The sequence below is a fragment of the Natrarchaeobius versutus genome (assembly GCF_041205745.1).
GTDB lineage: Archaea > Halobacteriota > Halobacteria > Halobacteriales > Natrialbaceae > Natrarchaeobius > Natrarchaeobius versutus.
The window spans coordinates 409,316-427,781 of the sequence record NZ_JBGFCC010000002.1 but is presented as its reverse complement, the minus strand read 5'-3'; the positions used below and the strand labels follow the sequence as shown (position 1 = coordinate 427,781).

Genomic DNA, 18,466 nt, shown 5'->3' with positions numbered 1-18,466 from the left:
AATACTCGGCACGCCCTGACTCGTAACCGAGCGTCGGTTCAAAACGCTTTACTCGATGGAACGGAGACTGGTCGTATGAAGCTTGGTCGTTTCATCGTCGAAACTCACTGCCACGCCCAGCGTCACGCCGCACGAGTACAGGACGACGACGCCGGTTACGATTCACTGCCGACGAAGATGAAACTCGCCGTGCCCGCCGACGAGGCCGACGACGAGGACGAGGTCATCGTCTACGACAACTCGGATCGGCTCAAGTACGACATGGACACCCACGGGGTCGACATGTGCGTTCTCTTACCCAGCTTCGGGATGACCAACGAGATCAACCACCAGATCATCGAATCCGATCCGGACAAGTTTATCGCCGCCGCTGGCCCCGTTCAGACGAAAAAGCGTGCGCTCCGTGGCGAAGAGGAGTGGAGCTGGGACGCCGCCTGTGAGGAACTCGACGAGTGGCTCTCGAAAGATGGCTTCGTTATGACGGGCGAAGGTATCAGAGGTGACCCGACGCGGACGGAACCGATCGAGTGGGGGAAACGGAAAGATCACCTTCGTCGGGTTTTTGACGTGGCGGCCGACCACGGCGTACCGGTTCGGTGGCATACAGGATATGCATCCGGCTACGGTGGAAGCCACCGGCTGTACGACATTTATCCCGACTGGGACGACCCGACATTGGCGGCCCAGCTTAAAGCCGAGTATCCCGACGTCCCTATCGTCTTCGACCACGGTGGTATGCAAGCGGGATGGGTCGAGCGATACGTTGAAGACTGTTGTCAGGTTGCCGCAACGTACGACGACGTCTACCTCGAGATCGGCCTGTACTGGAAAGACCTGATGAAAAAGCCGATGAACGATCCGAACATCTCGATCGAACAAATTCTCTGGGGAACCGACTGGGGAGCGTCTATGGTTCAACACTCACAGGCTAATGAGTACCCGCCGACGTACTGGGAACAAATCAAAGAACGGGGACTGCCAGCACATCAGGTCAACTACTGGGGAGCGAGTCTGCGACAGCTTCAGAAGTACGCCCTCGAGACGGACATGACACAGGACGACCTCAACCTCATCCTCGGCGGCAACGCCGTTCGACTACTAGACCTCGAGACACCTCACAGTCGACTGTTTTCGGAATACATCGAAGTATAGTCGCTCGCCAGCGTTCTGTTATTCGTCGTAATCCCTTATCGACGTCGACTTTCACGCCCACTATCGGCCACCGACTAACCGGGAGACATTCGAACCGCCACCGGTGAGCCATTGCTCCGTTGGCGACCCTCCACACTCAACAGACCTAACATACGTTCTCTGTGAGAGAACGTAAAAACATCGAACGAAATGTGTTCCGATGATTACCCATTTCCGAGGCCAACTATTACGAAAGTACGGATGTAAAATTACTTGTGGTTGAATGGGAACGTACTCTCATTTCGACCACGGACACCTCGATGGTCCACTGTTCTCTGTGAGAGAACTATTTATCATGGTCGATCTGCTTATTCTGTGCTACCTCGTTGAATCGAGTCGAATCTCGTGACGATTATCACCCAAAGGGGGACGAACCAACTCGAGGCAATATAGTAGCCACTGCAGGTCTTGCACACCTGCTCGCCAGACGAAAAGCGCGGTTCGGAGTGAGCGCGGTTCGGAGCGTGCGCGGTTCGGAGCGTGCGCGGTTCGGAGCGAACGAAGGGAGCGAGAACCGCGGGAAAGCGAACGGGGAACGAACGTGACCCGTGAGCCAAGAAACGAGCGAGAACCGCGGAACGGCGAACGGGGAACGAACGTGACCCGTGAGCGAACGGAGTCGTTCGAACGACCAGCGGTCGTTCGTGATGACGAACATTTTCGATTTTCGAACCATGAGCGAGAACCGCGGAATAGCGAGCGGGAACCCAGTGAGCCGTGAGCTCGGCGATCAGTGTGTGAATCGTTTCAGTTGTTACTATAGGTCAATTTCATGAACTCTCGATACCAACCTTACGCACGGACGGTGTCACCGAGCGTGTGCTCGATCACGGAGAAGGGTTTCAGACGATAATCTCTGGCCGGAGTAGTTGTGACGAATCAATCGGGGACTGTCTGGCATCTACCAAAGGAGACCCAGTGGTTTCTTTATAGAGAACGTGGTTCTCGGGCCAACTCGTCAAAAACGCTCGCACGCCGGATTCGGCGGTCATGAAGGTCAACCGTCACCCTGCGTAATACGACGTTCAATACCTGGAAAAACGAAAGCGAATCGAGAGAGAACACTGATTCCAAGCGTACAGTCAACCTCTTATTGCGTACAAACTATCCAACCAAAATGTAGTTTAGGTTTACAAGACCACCGGTATAATCGCGAAGGGACGAGAGTAAGACGTATTCGAAAACATGCTCAACCGATGAGAGAAACGGAGGTTGGTGCGTCCTCAACAAATGGCCGGTAATCGAGAGAGTTCTTCACGTACCTTAAAAACGAAAGCAGGTCGGGAATTGCGATAACACGCGCTCCCAGCGAGATTACGTATCGATGTATTCAGGAAACATCCGGGTGTGGGGCATCTCGAGATCGAACAGACGGACGGCATTGCCGCCGAGAATGAGATCGAGGTCGTCCTGTGGGAGGTCGGTTTCGGTGGCGTACTTCCAGAGTTGTCGGAGGTTCGAGCCCCAGTAGTCAACCTGGTGAGCAGGCAATCCCTTCTCGGTAATCTGATCCCAGAACATCGGCGGTTCCTCGCCCGGTTGGTTGTGCTCGATCATCGATGCCCCCCAGTCGCCGCCCCAGAGAATTTGTTCGATCGAGATGTTCGGATCGTTCATCGGCTTTTTCATCAGGTCTTTCCAGTACAGGCCGATCTCGAGGTAGACGTCGTCGTACGTTGCGGCAACCTGGCAACAATCATCAACGTATTTTTCGCGCCAGGTAGCCTGCATACCACCGTGATCGAAGATGATGGGAACGTCGTCGAACTCAGCTTTGATCTCGCCGGCGAGGGTGGGATCGGACCAGTCGGGAAAGTACTCGAAGAGTCCGCCGCCACCGTAGCCAGAGACGTAGCCGGTGTGCCACCGCACGGGGACATCGTGATCGTCCGCAACCTCGAACACCCGTCGGATCTCGTCGCGGCGCTCCGGCCATTCGACGCGTTCGTCGATCGTCGGATCGAGCGGAACGCCCTCGCCGATCATCTTGAACCCGTCTTTCGAGAGCCACTCGTCGAGTTCTTCACAGGCGGCGTCCCAGCTCCACTCCTCTTCGCCACGGAGCGCACGCTTTTTCGTCTGAACGGGGTAGGCAGCGGAGATGAATTTGTCCGGGTCCTCCTGCATGATCTGGTGGTTGATCTCGTTGGTCATCCCGAAGGCAGGGAGGAGGACGCACATGTCGACGTCGTAGGTGTCCATGTCGTACTTGAGCCGGTCGGCGTTACTGTAGACGATGACGTCGGCGTCGTCGTCGGCCTCGTCGGCGGGCACGGCCGTCTCCATCTTATCGGCCAACTTTCCGTAGTCCGGATCGTCACCTTCGGGTTGGATACGGGCTGCGTGTCGTTGTGCGTGGCAATGCGTCTCGACGATGAACCGTCCCATTTTCATAGCGAGTAGAACAACTCAGTCGAAACCACTAAAGGTTTGCTTTTATCCGACCACGGCGAGGAGTTAGAACGAAGAAAACGAGAGCGCATCTCCAGTGTGAGAAGTAACACCGGAAACGGGGTTCAAGGCCGGTTAGATCCGTTCGATAATCGTCGCGATTCCCATTCCGAATCCGATACACATCGTCGAGAGTGCGTAGTCTTTCCCGGTCCGCTGAAGTTCGTGTGCGAGTTTCGTGATAAGCCCGGATCCGGTCGCCCCAAGCGGATGCCCGTGTGCGATTGCACCGCCGTTGACGTTGGTCTTCTCCCAGGAGGCGCCCGTTTCATCGAGCCACGCGGCGACGACCGAAGCGAACGCTTCGTTGACCTCGAAAAGGTCGATGTCGGACAGTTCGAGGTCCGTTTTCTCGAGAATGGATTCAGTCGCAGGGATGGGGCCGGTCAGCATCAAGATCGGATCGCTCCCGACGACTTCGGTCTGAACGATTCTCGCCATCGGTTCCCAGCCCTGTTCGCGTGCGTACGACTCGCTCGTGATGAGCGTCGCCGATGCACCGTCGACCACGCCGGAGGAGTTTCCAGCGTGGTGAACGCCGTTGCCCTCTTCACGAAAGAGAACCGGAAGTTCCGACAGCGTCTCGAGATCGGTTCCGGGACGCGGATGTCCGTCAGTGTCGACCGTAATAGGCTCGCCGTCGAGTTCGGTCTCGACCGGAATAATTTGACTAGCAAAGCGATCCTCGTCGTCCGCTCGCTTCCATCGCTGGTGGGAATCGACGGCGATTTCGTCGACGTACTGTCGGTTGATGTCGTACGTCTCCGCGATCCGTTCGGCCGCCTCGAACTGGTTCGTCCGTTCCTCGAAATGCTCGAAGTACGTCTCTGTTACGCCCGTTTCGTCGTCGTAGTCCGACCCCATCGGAACGCGAGTCATGTGCTCGACGCCACCACCGACGACGACGTCGTGCTGGCCGGACATGACCGCTTGCGCCGCGAAGTTCACCGCCTGTTGACCCGAACCACACATTCGATTGAGCTGGACCCCAGGAACTTGATCGCCCCAGCCGGCGATCATCGGCGCCAGTCTGCCGATGTTGAGTCCCTGTTCATCGAGTGGCGTAACACAGCCGTAGATGACGTCCTCAACCAGTTCCGGATCCAACGAGTTTCGTTCCTCGAGCGCTTTCAGTGGTTCGGAAGCAAGATCTTGGGGATGTGTATCACGGAACGAACCGTCCCGAGCGCCGAACGGTGTTCTAACTGCATCGACAATTACTGGTGTGCTCATAGTGACCCTCTAGCGTCCTCGAATTTAGTAGTTGCGTTTCAGTATCGGGAAAATTGGAGCGAAAATCGCTGCCGACAGAGTCGGTCGCCGCCGGCCCATCAGTAGTCGATCGAACAGTTATCCGCCGGCGCGGATCCGATCCCAGATTTCGACGTACCTGTCCATCGTCTCCTGGGAGAACCCGTCCTGAGGCGAGTACAGCGGCGCGTCGTGGCGGTTCTTCGCCTCGCGATCCATGAAGTCGATTTCGTCTTGTGGAATGCCGGCCTCGGACGCCTGTTCCTCCCAGTCAGCGATCGACGGCACTTCGCCGTGCCCCAGGAACAGTTGAACTGCGGCCTGTCCAGTCATGAAGTAATCGTACCAGGTCAGCGCCGCACGCGGGTGTGGCGCACCAGTCGGGATCGCGTGTGGCGAGTCCGAAATCGTACACCCCTCCTCCGGGATCGTCCAGTCGACCGGTGCACCGTCGTCGAAGTGAGAGTTGTACGCTCGGCCTCCAGTATTGACCGTCACGACGATGTCCTCGCGGGACATCATCGCCTGTCCCTCCGAGTAGTCCGACCAGTACGTCCGGTTCAGATCTCGTTGTTGCTCGAGCACTTCCTCGATTTCTTCGAAGTCGTCGGGATTACGCGGGTTCTGTCCGGTGTAGAGCGCTGCGGCGTAGCAGTTGAACTCGAAGCCGTCCATCATCGCGATATCGTCCGCTAGGTCATCCTGCCAGAGGATGTCCCACGAGTCCGGCGGCGAATCGAAGTAATCCGTGTTGTAGACCAGAACGGTCTCCATCTGCTCGATCGCGCTCATCATGTACGTTTCGCCGTCCTGCGTGTAGTGCTCTTCGGCTTCCTCTCTGAATCGGTCAGGGAGGGTGTCCCAGGCATCCATGATCTCCACCGGCAACGGCTCCCACCAGCCTTCCTCGATCCCCGTCGAAACCGTTGGCTCCGAGATCAATACCGTGTCGATCTCCTCGTTCCCAGCCTGTAGTTCCGAATCGACTTCGACTGGCGACGTGATGAAGTTGTTGTGGACCGTGATCCCATACTCCTCCTCGAACGGTTCCGCGAGCGGCCCCATCCACTCGTTGAAGAAGTTCCAGTTGTTCACCTCTCCTTCGTGCTCGGCCGGCGGAATCTCGTCGACCTCGATCGGGCGAACGTATTCGTCGTCACCGTTTCCACTGAGACACCCTGCCGTGAGTCCCATTGTCGCAGTTGCGGCAAGACCTGCTCCTTTGAGACAGGTCCGCCGAGTAGTATTACGTCTCGACATACAGTACCATGGTGAATATCCACATATATAAACATTGGGTAATTCGCCACACAACAATCATTATATTCATACAAATTCGAGAGAATTATTCCTGAAGTATATCCGAGGGGGGAGACATTCACCGCAGACTGACCGTCGGAACTGCGTACAGCCATAGGACAAACGCGGTTATAGCGCGTCCGACGAACGACAATCCGTACTATAGTGGCCACTGCACGTCATTGCAGTGGCTACTATAGACGTGTCGGCGATCAGTGTGTGAATTGTTGCAGTTGTTACTATAGGAAACCAGATAGTGAGTGCCACCGCACTGGCGGGTGAGATGGGGTGCCAAAGAGAAACCTTTTTCAGCGGTAGCATCACAGACTGTATCAAGCTTCAGAACGCAAATGAGTCGACAAACCACACACCGGGACGATGATCAGAATCACCCGGATACGCCTACAATGACCGAGCGCGTAATCGGACAGCGATAAGCATATAAACACCAGGTTGAAACAACACACAGAGATACGATACCATGGGCCACATATCGATTCAAGAACTTCGCAAAGAATTCGGCGATATCGTAGCGGTCGACGACGTCTCGTTCGAAATCGAAGAGGGATCGTTTACGAGTATCGTCGGTCCCAGTGGCTCCGGAAAGTCGACGATCCTTCGGATGATCGGAGGATTCGAGAGTCCGACGGACGGGCGCGTCCTCATTGACGGCGAGGACGTTACGGACGAGCCGCCGTTCGAACGCGACGTCAACATGGTCTTTCAGGACCTGGCATTATTTCCACACATGACCGTTGGTGAAAATATCGCGTACGGACTCCGTTACGACGACCGGAACTTTACGAAAAAAGAGCGCGAAGAAAAGATCGAGAGTATGCTCGAGATGGTAGCGTTGTCGGGGTACGCAGACCGCGATCCGGAGGATTTGAGCGGTGGAGAACAACAGCGAATCGCGGTCGCGCGAGCGCTCGTCAAAGAACCCGATCTGCTCCTGTTCGACGAACCGTTGGCGTCCCTAGACAGGAAGTTGAGACAGCGAATGCAGACCGAACTCCAGCGAATTCAAGCCAAAACCGGAATTACGTTCCTGTACGTGACCCACGACCAAGAGATCGCGCTGTCAGTTTCGGATACGCTTTTGTTGTTAAACGAAGGAGAAATCGAGCAGATTGGGACGCCGGAGACAGTGTACGAGGAGCCCGAAACGTCGTTTGCGGCGGATTTCGTCGGCGACGTCAACGAACTACCGGGAACGGTAACCCGTCTGACGGAAACCGATATCGACCTCTCAGTTTGCGGGACGAACGTGACGGTCCCGCGTTCAGCGCTTACCGCATCCATCGCCCAAGGCGATCAGGTAGACGTCTGTATCAGACCTGGCGAAATGAAGCTAGTCGATCCGAATGCAGACGATGCACCGATCCTTTCCGGGACGACGAACAGTCGGGCGTTCGGAGGGGAGGGCTTCGACTATCAGGTCGAACTCGACGAGACCACCGTGCAGGTCGGCAACGTGACCGAAAAGCGCACCCTCGGCGAAGACGTCCACGTGTCGTGGGATCTCGAGGAGACGATGGTGTTCCCCACCGAGGACCCAACGACGGGAGGGGGAAAAGTCGATGCGTAACGTCCTCCCCACAGATCGGGATTCGAGGTTCTTCGAATCGATTTCGAAAGCGGTCCGAGACAACGACCGAATTCGGCCGTACGTTGTCGTCGGATTGCCGCTTGCAGTGCTCGTGGTGTTTTTCCTGTTCCCGCTGTTCGAGATGCTCCGCCTGTCGCTGATGGACGGGATGGGCGGGTCCTACACGCTCGAGAACTACCAGCAGGTGTTTACGTCCGAGCAATACCTGGGAGTTATTTGGAACTCCCTTTGGGTAACGGTCGTGACGACGGCGGTCGTGGTCGTGCTCGCGTACGCATTCTCCTACAGCATTATCCGTTTCTCTCGGCGGACCACGATCCTTCTATTGTTGCTCGTCTTGCCGTTCTGGACGAACTACATCGTACGGATGTACGCGTGGATCAACATTCTCCAGGACGACGGCGTCGTCAACTGGTTCCAGATCGTGTTCCTCGGGACGAGTGATCCGTCGGGATATCTCTACGGCTGGGGTGCGGTCATCATCGGTCTCGTATACATCTGGTTACCGCTCGCAACGCTTCCGATATACGCGTCGATTTCGGGCGTGCAGACGGATCTCATCGAGGCATCGAAAGATCTCGGTGCGGGCCCGATTCGAACGTTTACGAACGTCACGTTGCCGCTCACCTCGGGTGGACTCGTCATCGGAACGATTCTCGTTGCGATTCCGACGTTCGGGTCGTTCATCACTCCGAGTATCCTCGGCGGAACCGGGCAGATGATGATCGGGATGGCCGTCGAACTCCACTACAACCAGGGGTACAACTGGCCGTTCGCAGCCGCTCTGGGGACCGTACTCACGACACTGGTACTGATCTTTCTCGGAATCATCGTCAAAATCTTCGACGTCGGAATGGTTTCAAAGGGGTGAACGAATATGTTACAATACATTACACAGGCGATCAACTCGAGTAAAGCAGTCCCGGGACGGGTGGTCCCGGACAACGTCATCGATACGATCGAACGATTCAGCGAGCGATACGGAACCAACCTGGGGCTGGGGATGAGCGCGCTCGTACTGTTGTTCCTGTGGATCCCACTGATCGTCGTCACGTTCATGTCGTTCGCTGACTCGGTCCACTTCTTCCCGCCCAACGAGCTGACACTCGAGTGGTACCGCGACTTCATTTCCGATCCGCGAGCGCGCGAGGCGACGATGACGTCGATTCGCGTCAGTGTCATCGCCGTTCCGGTTTCGGTCCTCTTTGCCACGCTGGCGGCGTACGGTATCGAACGCTATTCGTTTCGCGGCAAGGCGCTCTTGATGTTGTTGCTCGTCTTGCCGATCATCGTCCCACTCGTCGTAACCGGGGCCGCCCTCATGCAGTTTCTCCACACCATCGGGATCGGATCGGGCTTTTGGAGTGTCGTCATCGCACATATCGTCCGCTGTGTCCCATTCGCCACACTCGCAATTCTCCCGTCGTTCTACATGTTCGATAATTCCCTCGAGGAGGCGTCGCTCGACCTTGGGGCAAACGAGCTCCAGACGTTCGTGCGGGTGACCCTCCCGAACGTTCTTCCCGGTCTCATCGCCGGAACGCTACTCTCGTTTGCCATCTCGTTCAACGAGTTCACCTACACGCTGTTCAACCAGGATACGCAAACGACGACGCTCCCGATCTACATCTGGAACGAGATTAGCCACGGCGTCACGCCGATCATCAACGTCATCAGTGTCCTGTTGATCGGCGTCGCGCTCTTCGCTGTCGCACTCGCCGTCGGGGCGACGTCCACCGAACGCATCATCACACGTGGTCGGTCCGGGACGACCGACGAGTGAAGTAACGCCTTATCGGCCATTTTTCCGGATGTTTTGTCGACCGAGTTGCGTATAATATCGGTGGAACTCCCGTTCGTCGGCCTGTTCCAAAGGCGATCGTCGTACGGACGACTGTACCGATGTACCGGTAAGACCGTGACATGGGCGGCGGTCCCATCGGAAACGACGGACAGTAGACCGTATCAGTGAGCACGACACGGATCGAACCGTCGCTCACAGTGATATTCGGCCCGACAACTGAACGTGAGGTGGGCGCTCGCCTCGAGAGCGAACGGCGGCGGAGTCACGCCGCCGAAAAGCCGTTATAGTAGCCACCGAAAGTTACTGCACATCCGATCGCTAGACGGATCGGCGATCGGTGTATGAACCGTTTCAGTTGTTACGATATTGGTCACCGATCGAAGGGGGACGAACGATCGCGGATCGACGCACCGTTCGACGGCGGATAGAGAGCGAGGCCCTCTCTGAATTACGACGAGGGTTCGGCTTCCGCGTAGAAGTTGAACGCTTCGAACACCGGTCGATCACTCAGACACAACAGCGTCGCTTCTCCATCGGGATCGTGATGGTGGACCGCGTCCGGCGGTACCACGAACAGGTCCCGTTCGTTCCACTCGAGGACGTCGTCGTCGACGTGGGTCGCGCCCTCGCCGTCGATGACGAAGTAAATTTCCGTCGCGTTGTGGAAGTGTGAATCGGTCGCCCCTTCGGACAGTAGTTGTGCGCGAAACGACATCGTCGGGAACAGCGGCGGCGTGCCACTCTCGGGGTTGACATACGCGAGATTGTAGCCATCGTGTCGGTCCGGATCGTCGTTGGCCGCCCGCTGGTGTAAGGTCTCCTCGACGTCAGTCCACTGAAATCGATACGGCGGCGTCGGATCCCGAATCCCCGAGAACGGGCCGGGAATCGAGTCATCGTCGGTCGTCTCTACTGGGCGTGCTCGCCCGTACTGGGAGTCCCAGTAGCCCTGGCTCTTGACCACCGGCTGTCGCTCGAGTTCGTGGTTTTCGAACGCTTGGCTCCGGTTGAGCGAATCGAGAAACAGCGGGAGATCGAGAATGTCGAGCCAGGTGCAGGTCTGGTCGGAGTCGTTGACGTGATCGTGCCACTCCCACTGTGGCGTGGTGACGAGATCGTTGTCGTGCATGGGAAACTCCTCGCCGGCGACGACGGTTTTCATCTCCTCGGCGCCGTCGATGGTAAAGCGCAACGCGTTGGCGGAGTGGCGGTGAGACGGTGCGGTCTCACCCGGCGAGACGGTCTGTACGCCGACGTAGATCGTATTGGAGATTGCGTTACCGATGGCGGTGTTGATAGGGACCGCGACCCGGCGCTGGAACCCCGGGGGTAACTCGGCGATCGGAACGTCGTCTTCGACGGCGTCGATCGCTCGCTGGATGTCGTCCCACTTCCAGATATCTGCCTCGAGATCGTCGATAACGGTGCCAAAATCGTCTTCGACTTCCCACAGCGGGCGAAGACCTTCCTCCTCGAGGATGGTTCGCGTGTCGGGACTCAGCTCTAACAGGTCCTCCGGCTCTTGCTGGCCCATACTACTGTGTGAGAAAAGGGACACAATAAGTGTATGGGACGAGACCGACCGAAGAGTTGGTCTCGAGTGACGTGCCCGCCGGTCGAAACTGTCAGCGGATCGACCGGGAAGACAAACTCACGGGTTGTCCACCGGAGCAGATCCTTCGAACAAATCGTAGTGACGTCAACAGACGTGTGCATCGAAGACGTCCTCGGACGAGAATACCTCACGACAGTCCTCACAGACCATCTGTCGCTGGATCGCGTACTCCCACAGCTTGCCGCCACAGTCCAGACAGTCAAAGTGTGCCCGAACGAACGGATCTTCGGATGCGTACGGGTTTTCGAATTCGGCCATACACCTCTATCACCGTGGCTGAAATAAAAGTATATCGCTACCGACGACGCGTCGGCGCACGGACTCGAGGGGACCGACTACCGCTTGGCCGGCGACGCGGCGGATCGAGAACGGGCACACCGGAGTTCTCGGCGAATTTGAACGAAGCCGACGCGAGCCTCGAGGGGCACCTTGGTACGAATTCGACGTGGGACTCGTCTTTCACGACGAGAGCGTAACCGAGGATGCGAGTGCGAAACTCGAACGGTTTGTCGAGTTTGCCGGGAAGCCCTGACCGACTCCCCGACCGGGGTGCGTCGAAAGGAATATACAAGCCGTCTCGCAAGGAGACGTATGGAGATAAAGAGTCTCTTCCACCCCGAGTCGATAGCGGTCATCGGGGCCTCGCACTCGACCGAGAAGATCGGACACGAGGTGATGGCGAACCTCGAGCCGTTCGGCGGGAGCGTGTATCCTGTCAATCCATCTTCGGAGGGGGAGCTGTTCGGAGAATCGTTCGTCGAATCGGTCGACGCAATCGACGATACGGTCGACCTGGCGCTGATCGCGGTTCCCGCACCGGTCGTTCCCGACGTGATCGACGACTGTGCACACGCAGGCGTTAATGCCGCGGTCGTCTACGCTGGCGGCTTTGCCGAAGCCGGCGACGACGGGAAAGCGCTCCAGCAACGGATCGTCGAGACGGCGATGGATCACGAAATGGCTATCCTCGGGCCAAACACGAGCGGGTTCGTCGTTCCGGACGACGGATTGCTCGGTTCGTTCGCAAGCGGCGCCGAGGACGTTCCCGCGGGCGGAACGTGCGTGATCGCACAGAGCGGCGGCATCGCCCACGCGCTCGCGTTTCAGACGCTTCGGGAGGGCGACGGCCTCTCGGCCATGGTCGGTCTCGGCAACCGTGCCACCGTCGGCTTCCCCGAGGTGATCGACTACTTCGACGGTCACGAGGGCACCGACGCAATCGTCCTCCACGTCGAGGGGACGGACCGCGCACGCGAACTGATGGAGTGCTGTCGAAGCGCCGAGACACCGATACTCGCATACAACGTCGGTGAGTCGGACGTCGGCGAGTTCGCCGAGTCCCATACGGGCGCGCTCACCGGAAATTACGCGCTGTATCGGGCTGGGTTCGAACAGTACGGAGTTCCGGCCGTCGATTCGACGACCGAGTTGCTCGACGGCGCGGCGATCCTCTCGAATCAATCCCACCCGGACGGTCCAAACGTGGGCGTCGTCACTGCCCAGGCGGGCCCTGGCATCATCATTGCCGACAGGATTCAGCGGGCGGACGGCATCCTCCCCGAGTTGAATGAGACGACACAGGAGCAATTGGCGGAACTGCTTCCCGGGATCACCTACGCCGGAAACCCGGTCGACACGGGTCGTCCGATGCCCGAGTTCGGCGAGGTCATCGCGATCGTGGCCGACGACGACGCTGTCGACATCGTCCTCGTCTACGAGCTGTTCGAGGCCGCCATCGGTCTCCCGGTCGATCGGATACAAACGCTCGTCGATGAGATCGAGAAGCCCATCGTCTTCGCGACCGACGGGCCACCAGCGGCGTTCGACGAGGACGTCGCGGCCCTCGAGGAGTGTGGCGTCCCGGTGTTCCTCTCACCCGAGCGTGCAGCGGACGCGGTGAGCGTCCTTGCCGAATACGGGTCGCTCGAGGGTCGTGACGTCGAGTCGGAGGTGAACACTGATGTCTGAGCCGATCGAAGCCGCACGCGCTGACGATCGAACTGTACTCACGGAGGCCGAATCGAAACGGCTCCTCGCCGAGTTCGGCGTCTCGACGCCGGCGTTCGACGTGGTAGAAAGCGCCGACGAAGCGGTCGCGGCGGCCGACCGAATCGGATACCCGGTCGTCGCGAAAGTCTCGTCCCCGTCCGTCACCCACAAGAGCGAGTGGGCGGACGGAGCCGGCGTCGCCGTCGGCCTCGAGTCGGCGGACGCAGTCCGCGACGCGGCAGAGGCAATCTCGATCGCCGCACGAAAGGAGGGTATTGACGCCGACGTGCTGATCGAGGCGGAAGCCGATCTCGACGGTGGAACGGAGCTGATCGTCGGTGGAATGGACGATCCATCGTTTGGCCCGGTGACGCTCGTCGGACTGGGCGGCGTGTTCACCGAGGTGTTCGAGGACACCGCTCACCGACTCGCACCGGTCTCCGAGCGGGAAGCACGGGCCGCTGTCGAATCCTTGCAAGCGGCGCCCCTACTATCTGGGTACCGTGATCGGCCTGCTGGTGACCTCGACGCAGTCGTCGAGGTCGTGCAGGCGACCGGAGACGTACTCGTCGCCCGTCCGGAGATCGCCGAGGTCGACCTCAACCCCGTTTTGGTCACACCTGACGGGGCAACAGCGCTGGACGCGCTCGTCGTTCTCGAGGACGGGTGAAACGGAACGGGGGCGACGAAGAGACACCGAGTCGGAGAGCGCGTTCACACGACTATCCCGATACTGGGAACGACCGCAACTACTTTGACGGTGCTACCGAAAGGGGAAATCGTCCATCATGGCTACAGGAGACACGGATGCACCGGTGCTCATTGCGGGCGCTGGTCCAGTCGGAATGACGACCGCACTCGCATTACACGCCCGCGGCATCGACGCTGAGATCCTCGAGGCCGATTCCGAGGATCGAGACCGGTCAGGAAGCCGCGCGATCTACGTCCACGGAGCGACGCTCCGGACGCTCGAACGAATCCATCCAGGTCTCGGGATGAACCTCGTCGAAGACGGGATCGTCTGGCCGACTCGACACACTCGATGGCGGGGCAAGGAAGTGTTCAAGCGAACGTACGACAATCCCGGCGGCTCCGGCGAGATCCCCCACTTCACGAGCATTCCGCAGGTTGATACGGAAGAGTATATGCACGAGGCGCTCGCTGACGCCGATATTCCCGTCCACTGGGAGTCGGAGGTCGAAACGGTTGATGCCTCCGAAGCGGGAGTCCGCGTCGAAACCACCGACGGGCGCGAGTGGGAAGCCGAGTACGTGGTCGGCGCCGACGGCGGCGGATCGACGGTCCGTAAGGAGATCGGTGCGTCATTCGACGGTAGCCAGTCGGAGAACTCCTTCATCGTCGCTGACGTCGCGGAGGTCGAGGACGACCCGCGCCCCCTCGAGCGACTGTTTCACTACGACGCGCCCGAGGTTGACGGACGAAACGTCATGCTCGTTCCGTTTACAGGCGGCTGGCGCCTCGACATTCAGTGTCTCCCGGACGACGACCCCGACGAACTGGTTACCGACGAACGTATGCGCGAGTTCGTCCGTGCCGTGATGGGAGAGCGTTACGCCGATAACACGACCTGGGTCTCGAGCTACAGGTTCTTGCAGGTGATGGCTGACACGTTCGTCGACAGCCACCGACGCGTCCTGCTGGCGGGCGAGGCTGCCCACTTGCTCGCGCCGTTTGGCGCCCGAGGGATGAACTCGGGGATCGCCGACGCGGACGAGGCCGCATCGGCCATCGCGGCTGCGATCGACGCCCGAATCGAGGCGGTCGCCCGCGACGAAATCGAACTCTTCGCCGCGCGCCGCGAGACTGCGACCGAGTACAACCTGAACGCCGCCGGGCAGGCGCTCGAGTACCTGCAAGGCGACGACCCGGTGACGGTGCTCCGAAAAGAGGTTGCCGCCTCGCTGGCGGATCACTTCGACTCCGCCGGAGAGTACTTAGACGACTCGCCCTACGGCCCCCACGGCGCGCCGCCGATCGTTACGACCGGCCAGTACTGACGGTGGTGGACGACGATCGGATCTGTTCGACGCGTGTAACGAGTTCGGGTACACGTGAGACCGCTTGCCGATCGGTCTAAACCGTACTATTCGGCGATGGAACCGACGACGGACGGTTCACCGACGGACGACACCGGCACTCGAGGAGGACAGTACAATCTGTGAGAACGATCCGTCGTTGGCCGATGCTGTTCAGTGCGTCGAATTCTTGGGAATTCGAACGATAGCGACCGGTTTTAGCAAGTCGTGTGGCCTCGGAGTCCCGGCGTTCGGGACCGAAACGACCGTGTGAACCGGCGAACTACGCCAGGCCGAGTTTCTTCGCGACCCAGTTGTCGCGGGCGGCCATCACCAGTTGCTCCTCGTCGGCGAAGTCGGTCGTCTCAGCGACGAACTCGTCCCACGATCCCGGCTCGACCTCACCGAGTTCGTCGGCGGACGACGCGTCTGATGGACTCGCTTCGACCAGGTCGTCGAACGACTCGAACTCGGTGTGTTCGATCACGAACGCATCGTCGAACGTCGCTGACAGCGGGATCTCCTCGGACTCGTCGTACACGTCGTCGACGGCCGGAAGGTCGTCTTCGTTCGCTATTGCGGACTCGAGATCTGTTCGCAGTACCATACGGCGTAGTTGGAACTCGAATAACGTAAATCCATACCATACGACTCGAGTCTCGGGAAGAATCGAAGCAAAGTACAGTGATCCGGACGGAACGTCAATCGAATCGAGGGCGGATCGACGACCGCTTACTCCAGTTCGGGGTATCCCGGAAGCGGACTGGACTCGTAGTCACGCAACTCCGCGATCCGGTCGAGGTGATACTCGGGAGAACCCAGAAACTCCCTCCAGGCTGTGGCTTGCTTGAGGTAGATGTGGGTGTCGTGTTCCCAGGTATAGCCCATTCCGCCTTGATTCCAGATGTCGTCGCCGAACACGCGGTGTACGTTCTCGCCGACGAACGCCTTCGCACTCGAGACTGCGAGCGCGGCGTCGTCACCGCTGGTTTCGGGATCGTCGAGCGCCCACGCGGCGCGATAGGCGAGCGATCGGGCATGCTCCGTATCGATCCACATCTCCGCGATCCGGTGTTTGACCGCCTGGAAGTGCCCGACCGGCTTGCCGTACTGGGTTCGCTGGGTCCCCTGTTGGGTCGACAGTTCGACGGTTCGATCGGCGCCACCGGTCAGCATGATGCAGGCGGCGGTCGTGTACCGATCGATCGCGCGTTCGACCGCCTGTCCGGCCACACCGGCGTCGCCGAGTACCGCGTCCTCTCCGACGACGAGATCGTCGAACGCCACGTCGTACATCGGGCGTGTTCGGTCCAGACTGTCGAGGACCTCGACGTCGACGGCGGCGGCGGACGGGTCGACCACGAACGCCGAGAGCCCGTCGAATCCTTCGCCGTCGCCGGTACGTGCGACGACGACGAGTCTATCGGCGTCACCCGCGTACGGAACCAGCGTCTTTCTCCCCGAGAGACGGTATCCGTCGTCAACTGGCTCCGCGTCCATCCGGATCGCGCTGGGGAGGTGATCGGTTCGGTCGTCGTACAACGCGAAGCTGAGTTTACGGTCGTCCTCGACGACGGCCGACAGCTGTTGCTCGCGCTGATCGTCGTCACCCAACGCCTCGATCAGCGGGACGCAAAATGCGAGCGTCTCCGGGAACGGACCCGGCGTTGCGTACCGTCCCAGCTCCTCGAGAAGGACGGAAAGGTACAGCAGTCCCTCACCGAACCCGCCGTACTCGAAGGGCACGGTGATCGTGGTGAAGTCAAGCTCCGCCATCGAGCTCCAGACCTCGTCGACGACGCCGTCGTCGCCGTCTCCCATCCGGCGAGCGAGTTCGATCCCGTCGTGTCCCTCGAGGAACTCACGGGTAGTCTCCTGAACCTGTACGTGTTCGTCCGTTAAGCGGGCATCCATTGTATCACTCCGTGTCTCGATCAGCGTTCTCTCGTCGATGCGTGTACTTGCTCTTCTCGTCCTTGGGAAGACCAAGCACCTGTTCCCCGATTATGTTTCGATAGATGTCGCCGGTTCCGCCAGCGATCCACATCCCGTAGCTCTCGAAGTAGTCTGCTACCCAGCGGCCGTCCTCGGGACCGTCCTCCCAGAGCGTGGCATCGGGACCACGAAGCGTCATCGCGAAGTTCTCGAGATCGACGGCGAGGTCGTTGCTGGTGATTGTGTCGATGACCCCCTCTGGGCTGGGGACAGGATCGTCGAGGCGTTCGGATACCTGGCGATAACGTGTAGCCCGTGCCGCCTGGAGACGCATGTCGAACTCCGCGAGTTTCCGCGAGACGTGTGGATCGTCGGTCAGCGGACGGCCGCCACGTTCGGTTGTGCGACAGAAGTGTAATAGCTCGTTGAGTCGCCGTTGCAGGTCGAACGCGCGTGAACCGGTCTGCTCGAACGCGGACATCGTTCGAATGACCGTCCAGCCCTCGTCGACCTCGCCGACGACGTGTGCCTCCGGCGCCCGCGCGTCGTCGAAAAATACCTGACTGAACTCCGAATCGCCGGAGATCTGGTTGATCTCGTCGACGTCGACCCCCTCCTGATTCATGTCGACGATAAGCGCCGTGATCCCCTCGTGTTTGGTCCCCGAGGAGTCCGTTCGGGCCATCAGCAGACACCAGTCCGCAATATCGCCGTAACTCGTCCAGATCTTCTGGCCGTTTATTACCCACTCGTCGCCGTCGAGTTCGGCGACCGTCTCGAGGCCAGCGATGTCGGAGCCGTGTTCGGGTTCGGAGTACCCTTGACACCAGATCTCTTCACAATTCAAGATCTCCGGGATGAATCGCTCCTTCTGAGCGTCGGTACCCAGTTCGATTAGGGTGGGGCCGACGAACTGTTCGCCGATACCGTTGATGTTCGGCGGTGCGTTCACCCGGGCAAGTTCGTCGTCGTAGATCAATTCTTCGACGACCGATGCGCCCATCCCACCGTACTCTTCGGGCCAACTGGGTGCGGCCCAGCCGTCCTCGTATTTTGTCTTCTGCCAGTCGATCAAAAACTCGATCCGCTCGGCTTTCTCCTCGGGGAGGTTCCAGTCGCCGTGAATCCATCCACTGGGAAGAGTCGTCTCGAGCCACTCGCGAAACTCGTCACGAAACGCACGTTGTTCGTCTGTGAATTCGAAATTCATGGTAATCAGCTTACTCTCGTTGTCAGTCGGTCGCCACAGCGGTCGCCTATCGCCGTCGAGCGATCTCGGACACAGA

Annotated in this window: 15 protein-coding genes; 7 read left to right on the top strand and 8 right to left on the bottom strand. The window is 59.1% G+C overall.

Annotated features, from left to right (window positions below):
- The first annotated feature begins 75 nt into the window (after window positions 1-75).
- On the top strand, window positions 76-1,152 hold the full coding sequence (locus AB7C87_RS07370; RefSeq protein WP_369728787.1) for an amidohydrolase family protein: 1,077 nt from the start codon (window positions 76-78) through the stop codon (window positions 1,150-1,152).
- Between the two features lie 1,353 nt (window positions 1,153-2,505).
- Here AB7C87_RS07370 and AB7C87_RS07365 read toward each other — a convergent pair.
- From AB7C87_RS07365 to AB7C87_RS07355, 3 genes are all read right to left on the bottom strand, one after another.
- On the bottom strand, window positions 2,506-3,579 hold the full coding sequence (locus AB7C87_RS07365) for an amidohydrolase family protein (protein ID WP_369728786.1): 1,074 nt from the start codon (window positions 3,577-3,579) through the stop codon (window positions 2,506-2,508).
- Between the two features lie 138 nt (window positions 3,580-3,717).
- Window positions 3,718-4,875, bottom strand: a complete 1,158-nt coding sequence (locus AB7C87_RS07360; RefSeq protein WP_369728785.1) for a thiolase family protein — start codon at window positions 4,873-4,875, stop codon at window positions 3,718-3,720.
- A gap of 117 nt (window positions 4,876-4,992) precedes the next feature.
- A complete protein-coding gene (locus AB7C87_RS07355; RefSeq protein ID WP_369728784.1) occupies window positions 4,993-6,087 on the bottom strand; it encodes an ABC transporter substrate-binding protein in 1,095 nt (364 codons plus the stop codon).
- A 586-nt stretch (window positions 6,088-6,673) separates the two neighbouring features.
- Here AB7C87_RS07355 and AB7C87_RS07350 point away from each other — a divergent pair.
- From AB7C87_RS07350 to AB7C87_RS07340, 3 genes are read left to right on the top strand one after another with little or no spacing between them, the layout of a single operon-like run.
- Window positions 6,674-7,780: an ABC transporter ATP-binding protein gene (locus AB7C87_RS07350; protein WP_369728783.1), complete on the top strand. Its 1,107-nt coding sequence runs from the start codon at window positions 6,674-6,676 to the stop codon at window positions 7,778-7,780.
- Complete coding sequence (locus AB7C87_RS07345; RefSeq protein ID WP_369728782.1) at window positions 7,773-8,672, top strand: ABC transporter permease; 900 nt, start codon at window positions 7,773-7,775, stop codon at window positions 8,670-8,672. The genes AB7C87_RS07350 and AB7C87_RS07345 overlap by 8 nt, the downstream gene beginning before the upstream one ends.
- A gap of 6 nt (window positions 8,673-8,678) precedes the next feature.
- Window positions 8,679-9,584: an ABC transporter permease gene (locus AB7C87_RS07340; RefSeq protein WP_369728781.1), complete on the top strand. Its 906-nt coding sequence runs from the start codon at window positions 8,679-8,681 to the stop codon at window positions 9,582-9,584.
- 469 nt (window positions 9,585-10,053) lie between these two features.
- Here the strand turns inward: AB7C87_RS07340 and AB7C87_RS07335 are convergent, their stop codons facing one another.
- Together AB7C87_RS07335 and AB7C87_RS07330 are read right to left on the bottom strand one after the other, a co-directional pair.
- Window positions 10,054-11,139 carry a cupin domain-containing protein gene (locus AB7C87_RS07335; RefSeq protein ID WP_369728780.1) on the bottom strand — a complete coding sequence of 362 codons (1,086 nt, stop codon included), beginning with the start codon at window positions 11,137-11,139 and terminating at the stop codon, window positions 10,054-10,056.
- Between the two features lie 165 nt (window positions 11,140-11,304).
- A complete protein-coding gene (locus tag AB7C87_RS07330; RefSeq protein ID WP_369728778.1) occupies window positions 11,305-11,478 on the bottom strand; it encodes a hypothetical protein in 174 nt (57 codons plus the stop codon).
- Window positions 11,479-11,811: 333 nt separating this feature from the next.
- On the opposite strand from AB7C87_RS07330, the gene AB7C87_RS07325 reads away from it, so the two are divergent.
- The 3 genes from AB7C87_RS07325 to AB7C87_RS07315 all read left to right on the top strand — a co-directional run bounded on the left by AB7C87_RS07325 (window position 11,812) and on the right by AB7C87_RS07315 (window position 15,227).
- Window positions 11,812-13,188, top strand: coding sequence for a CoA-binding protein (locus AB7C87_RS07325; protein WP_369728777.1), 1,377 nt, complete (start codon window positions 11,812-11,814; stop codon window positions 13,186-13,188).
- Window positions 13,181-13,879 (top strand): acetate--CoA ligase family protein, encoded by a 699-nt coding sequence (locus AB7C87_RS07320; RefSeq protein WP_369728776.1) that lies wholly within the window; start codon window positions 13,181-13,183, stop codon window positions 13,877-13,879. The genes AB7C87_RS07325 and AB7C87_RS07320 overlap by 8 nt, the downstream gene beginning before the upstream one ends.
- A gap of 118 nt (window positions 13,880-13,997) precedes the next feature.
- Window positions 13,998-15,227: an FAD-dependent monooxygenase gene (locus tag AB7C87_RS07315; protein WP_369728775.1), complete on the top strand. Its 1,230-nt coding sequence runs from the start codon at window positions 13,998-14,000 to the stop codon at window positions 15,225-15,227.
- A gap of 301 nt (window positions 15,228-15,528) precedes the next feature.
- On the opposite strand, the gene AB7C87_RS07310 is transcribed toward AB7C87_RS07315, so the two are convergent.
- The 3 genes from AB7C87_RS07310 to AB7C87_RS07300 all read right to left on the bottom strand — a co-directional run bounded on the left by AB7C87_RS07310 (window position 15,529) and on the right by AB7C87_RS07300 (window position 18,390).
- Window positions 15,529-15,852, bottom strand: coding sequence for a hypothetical protein (locus tag AB7C87_RS07310; protein ID WP_369728774.1), 324 nt, complete (start codon window positions 15,850-15,852; stop codon window positions 15,529-15,531).
- 125 nt (window positions 15,853-15,977) lie between these two features.
- Complete coding sequence (locus AB7C87_RS07305) at window positions 15,978-17,159, bottom strand: acyl-CoA dehydrogenase family protein (protein ID WP_369728773.1); 1,182 nt, start codon at window positions 17,157-17,159, stop codon at window positions 15,978-15,980.
- 4 nt (window positions 17,160-17,163) lie between these two features.
- Window positions 17,164-18,390, bottom strand: coding sequence for an acyl-CoA dehydrogenase family protein (locus AB7C87_RS07300; protein WP_369728772.1), 1,227 nt, complete (start codon window positions 18,388-18,390; stop codon window positions 17,164-17,166).
- Window positions 18,391-18,466: the final 76 nt, after the last annotated feature.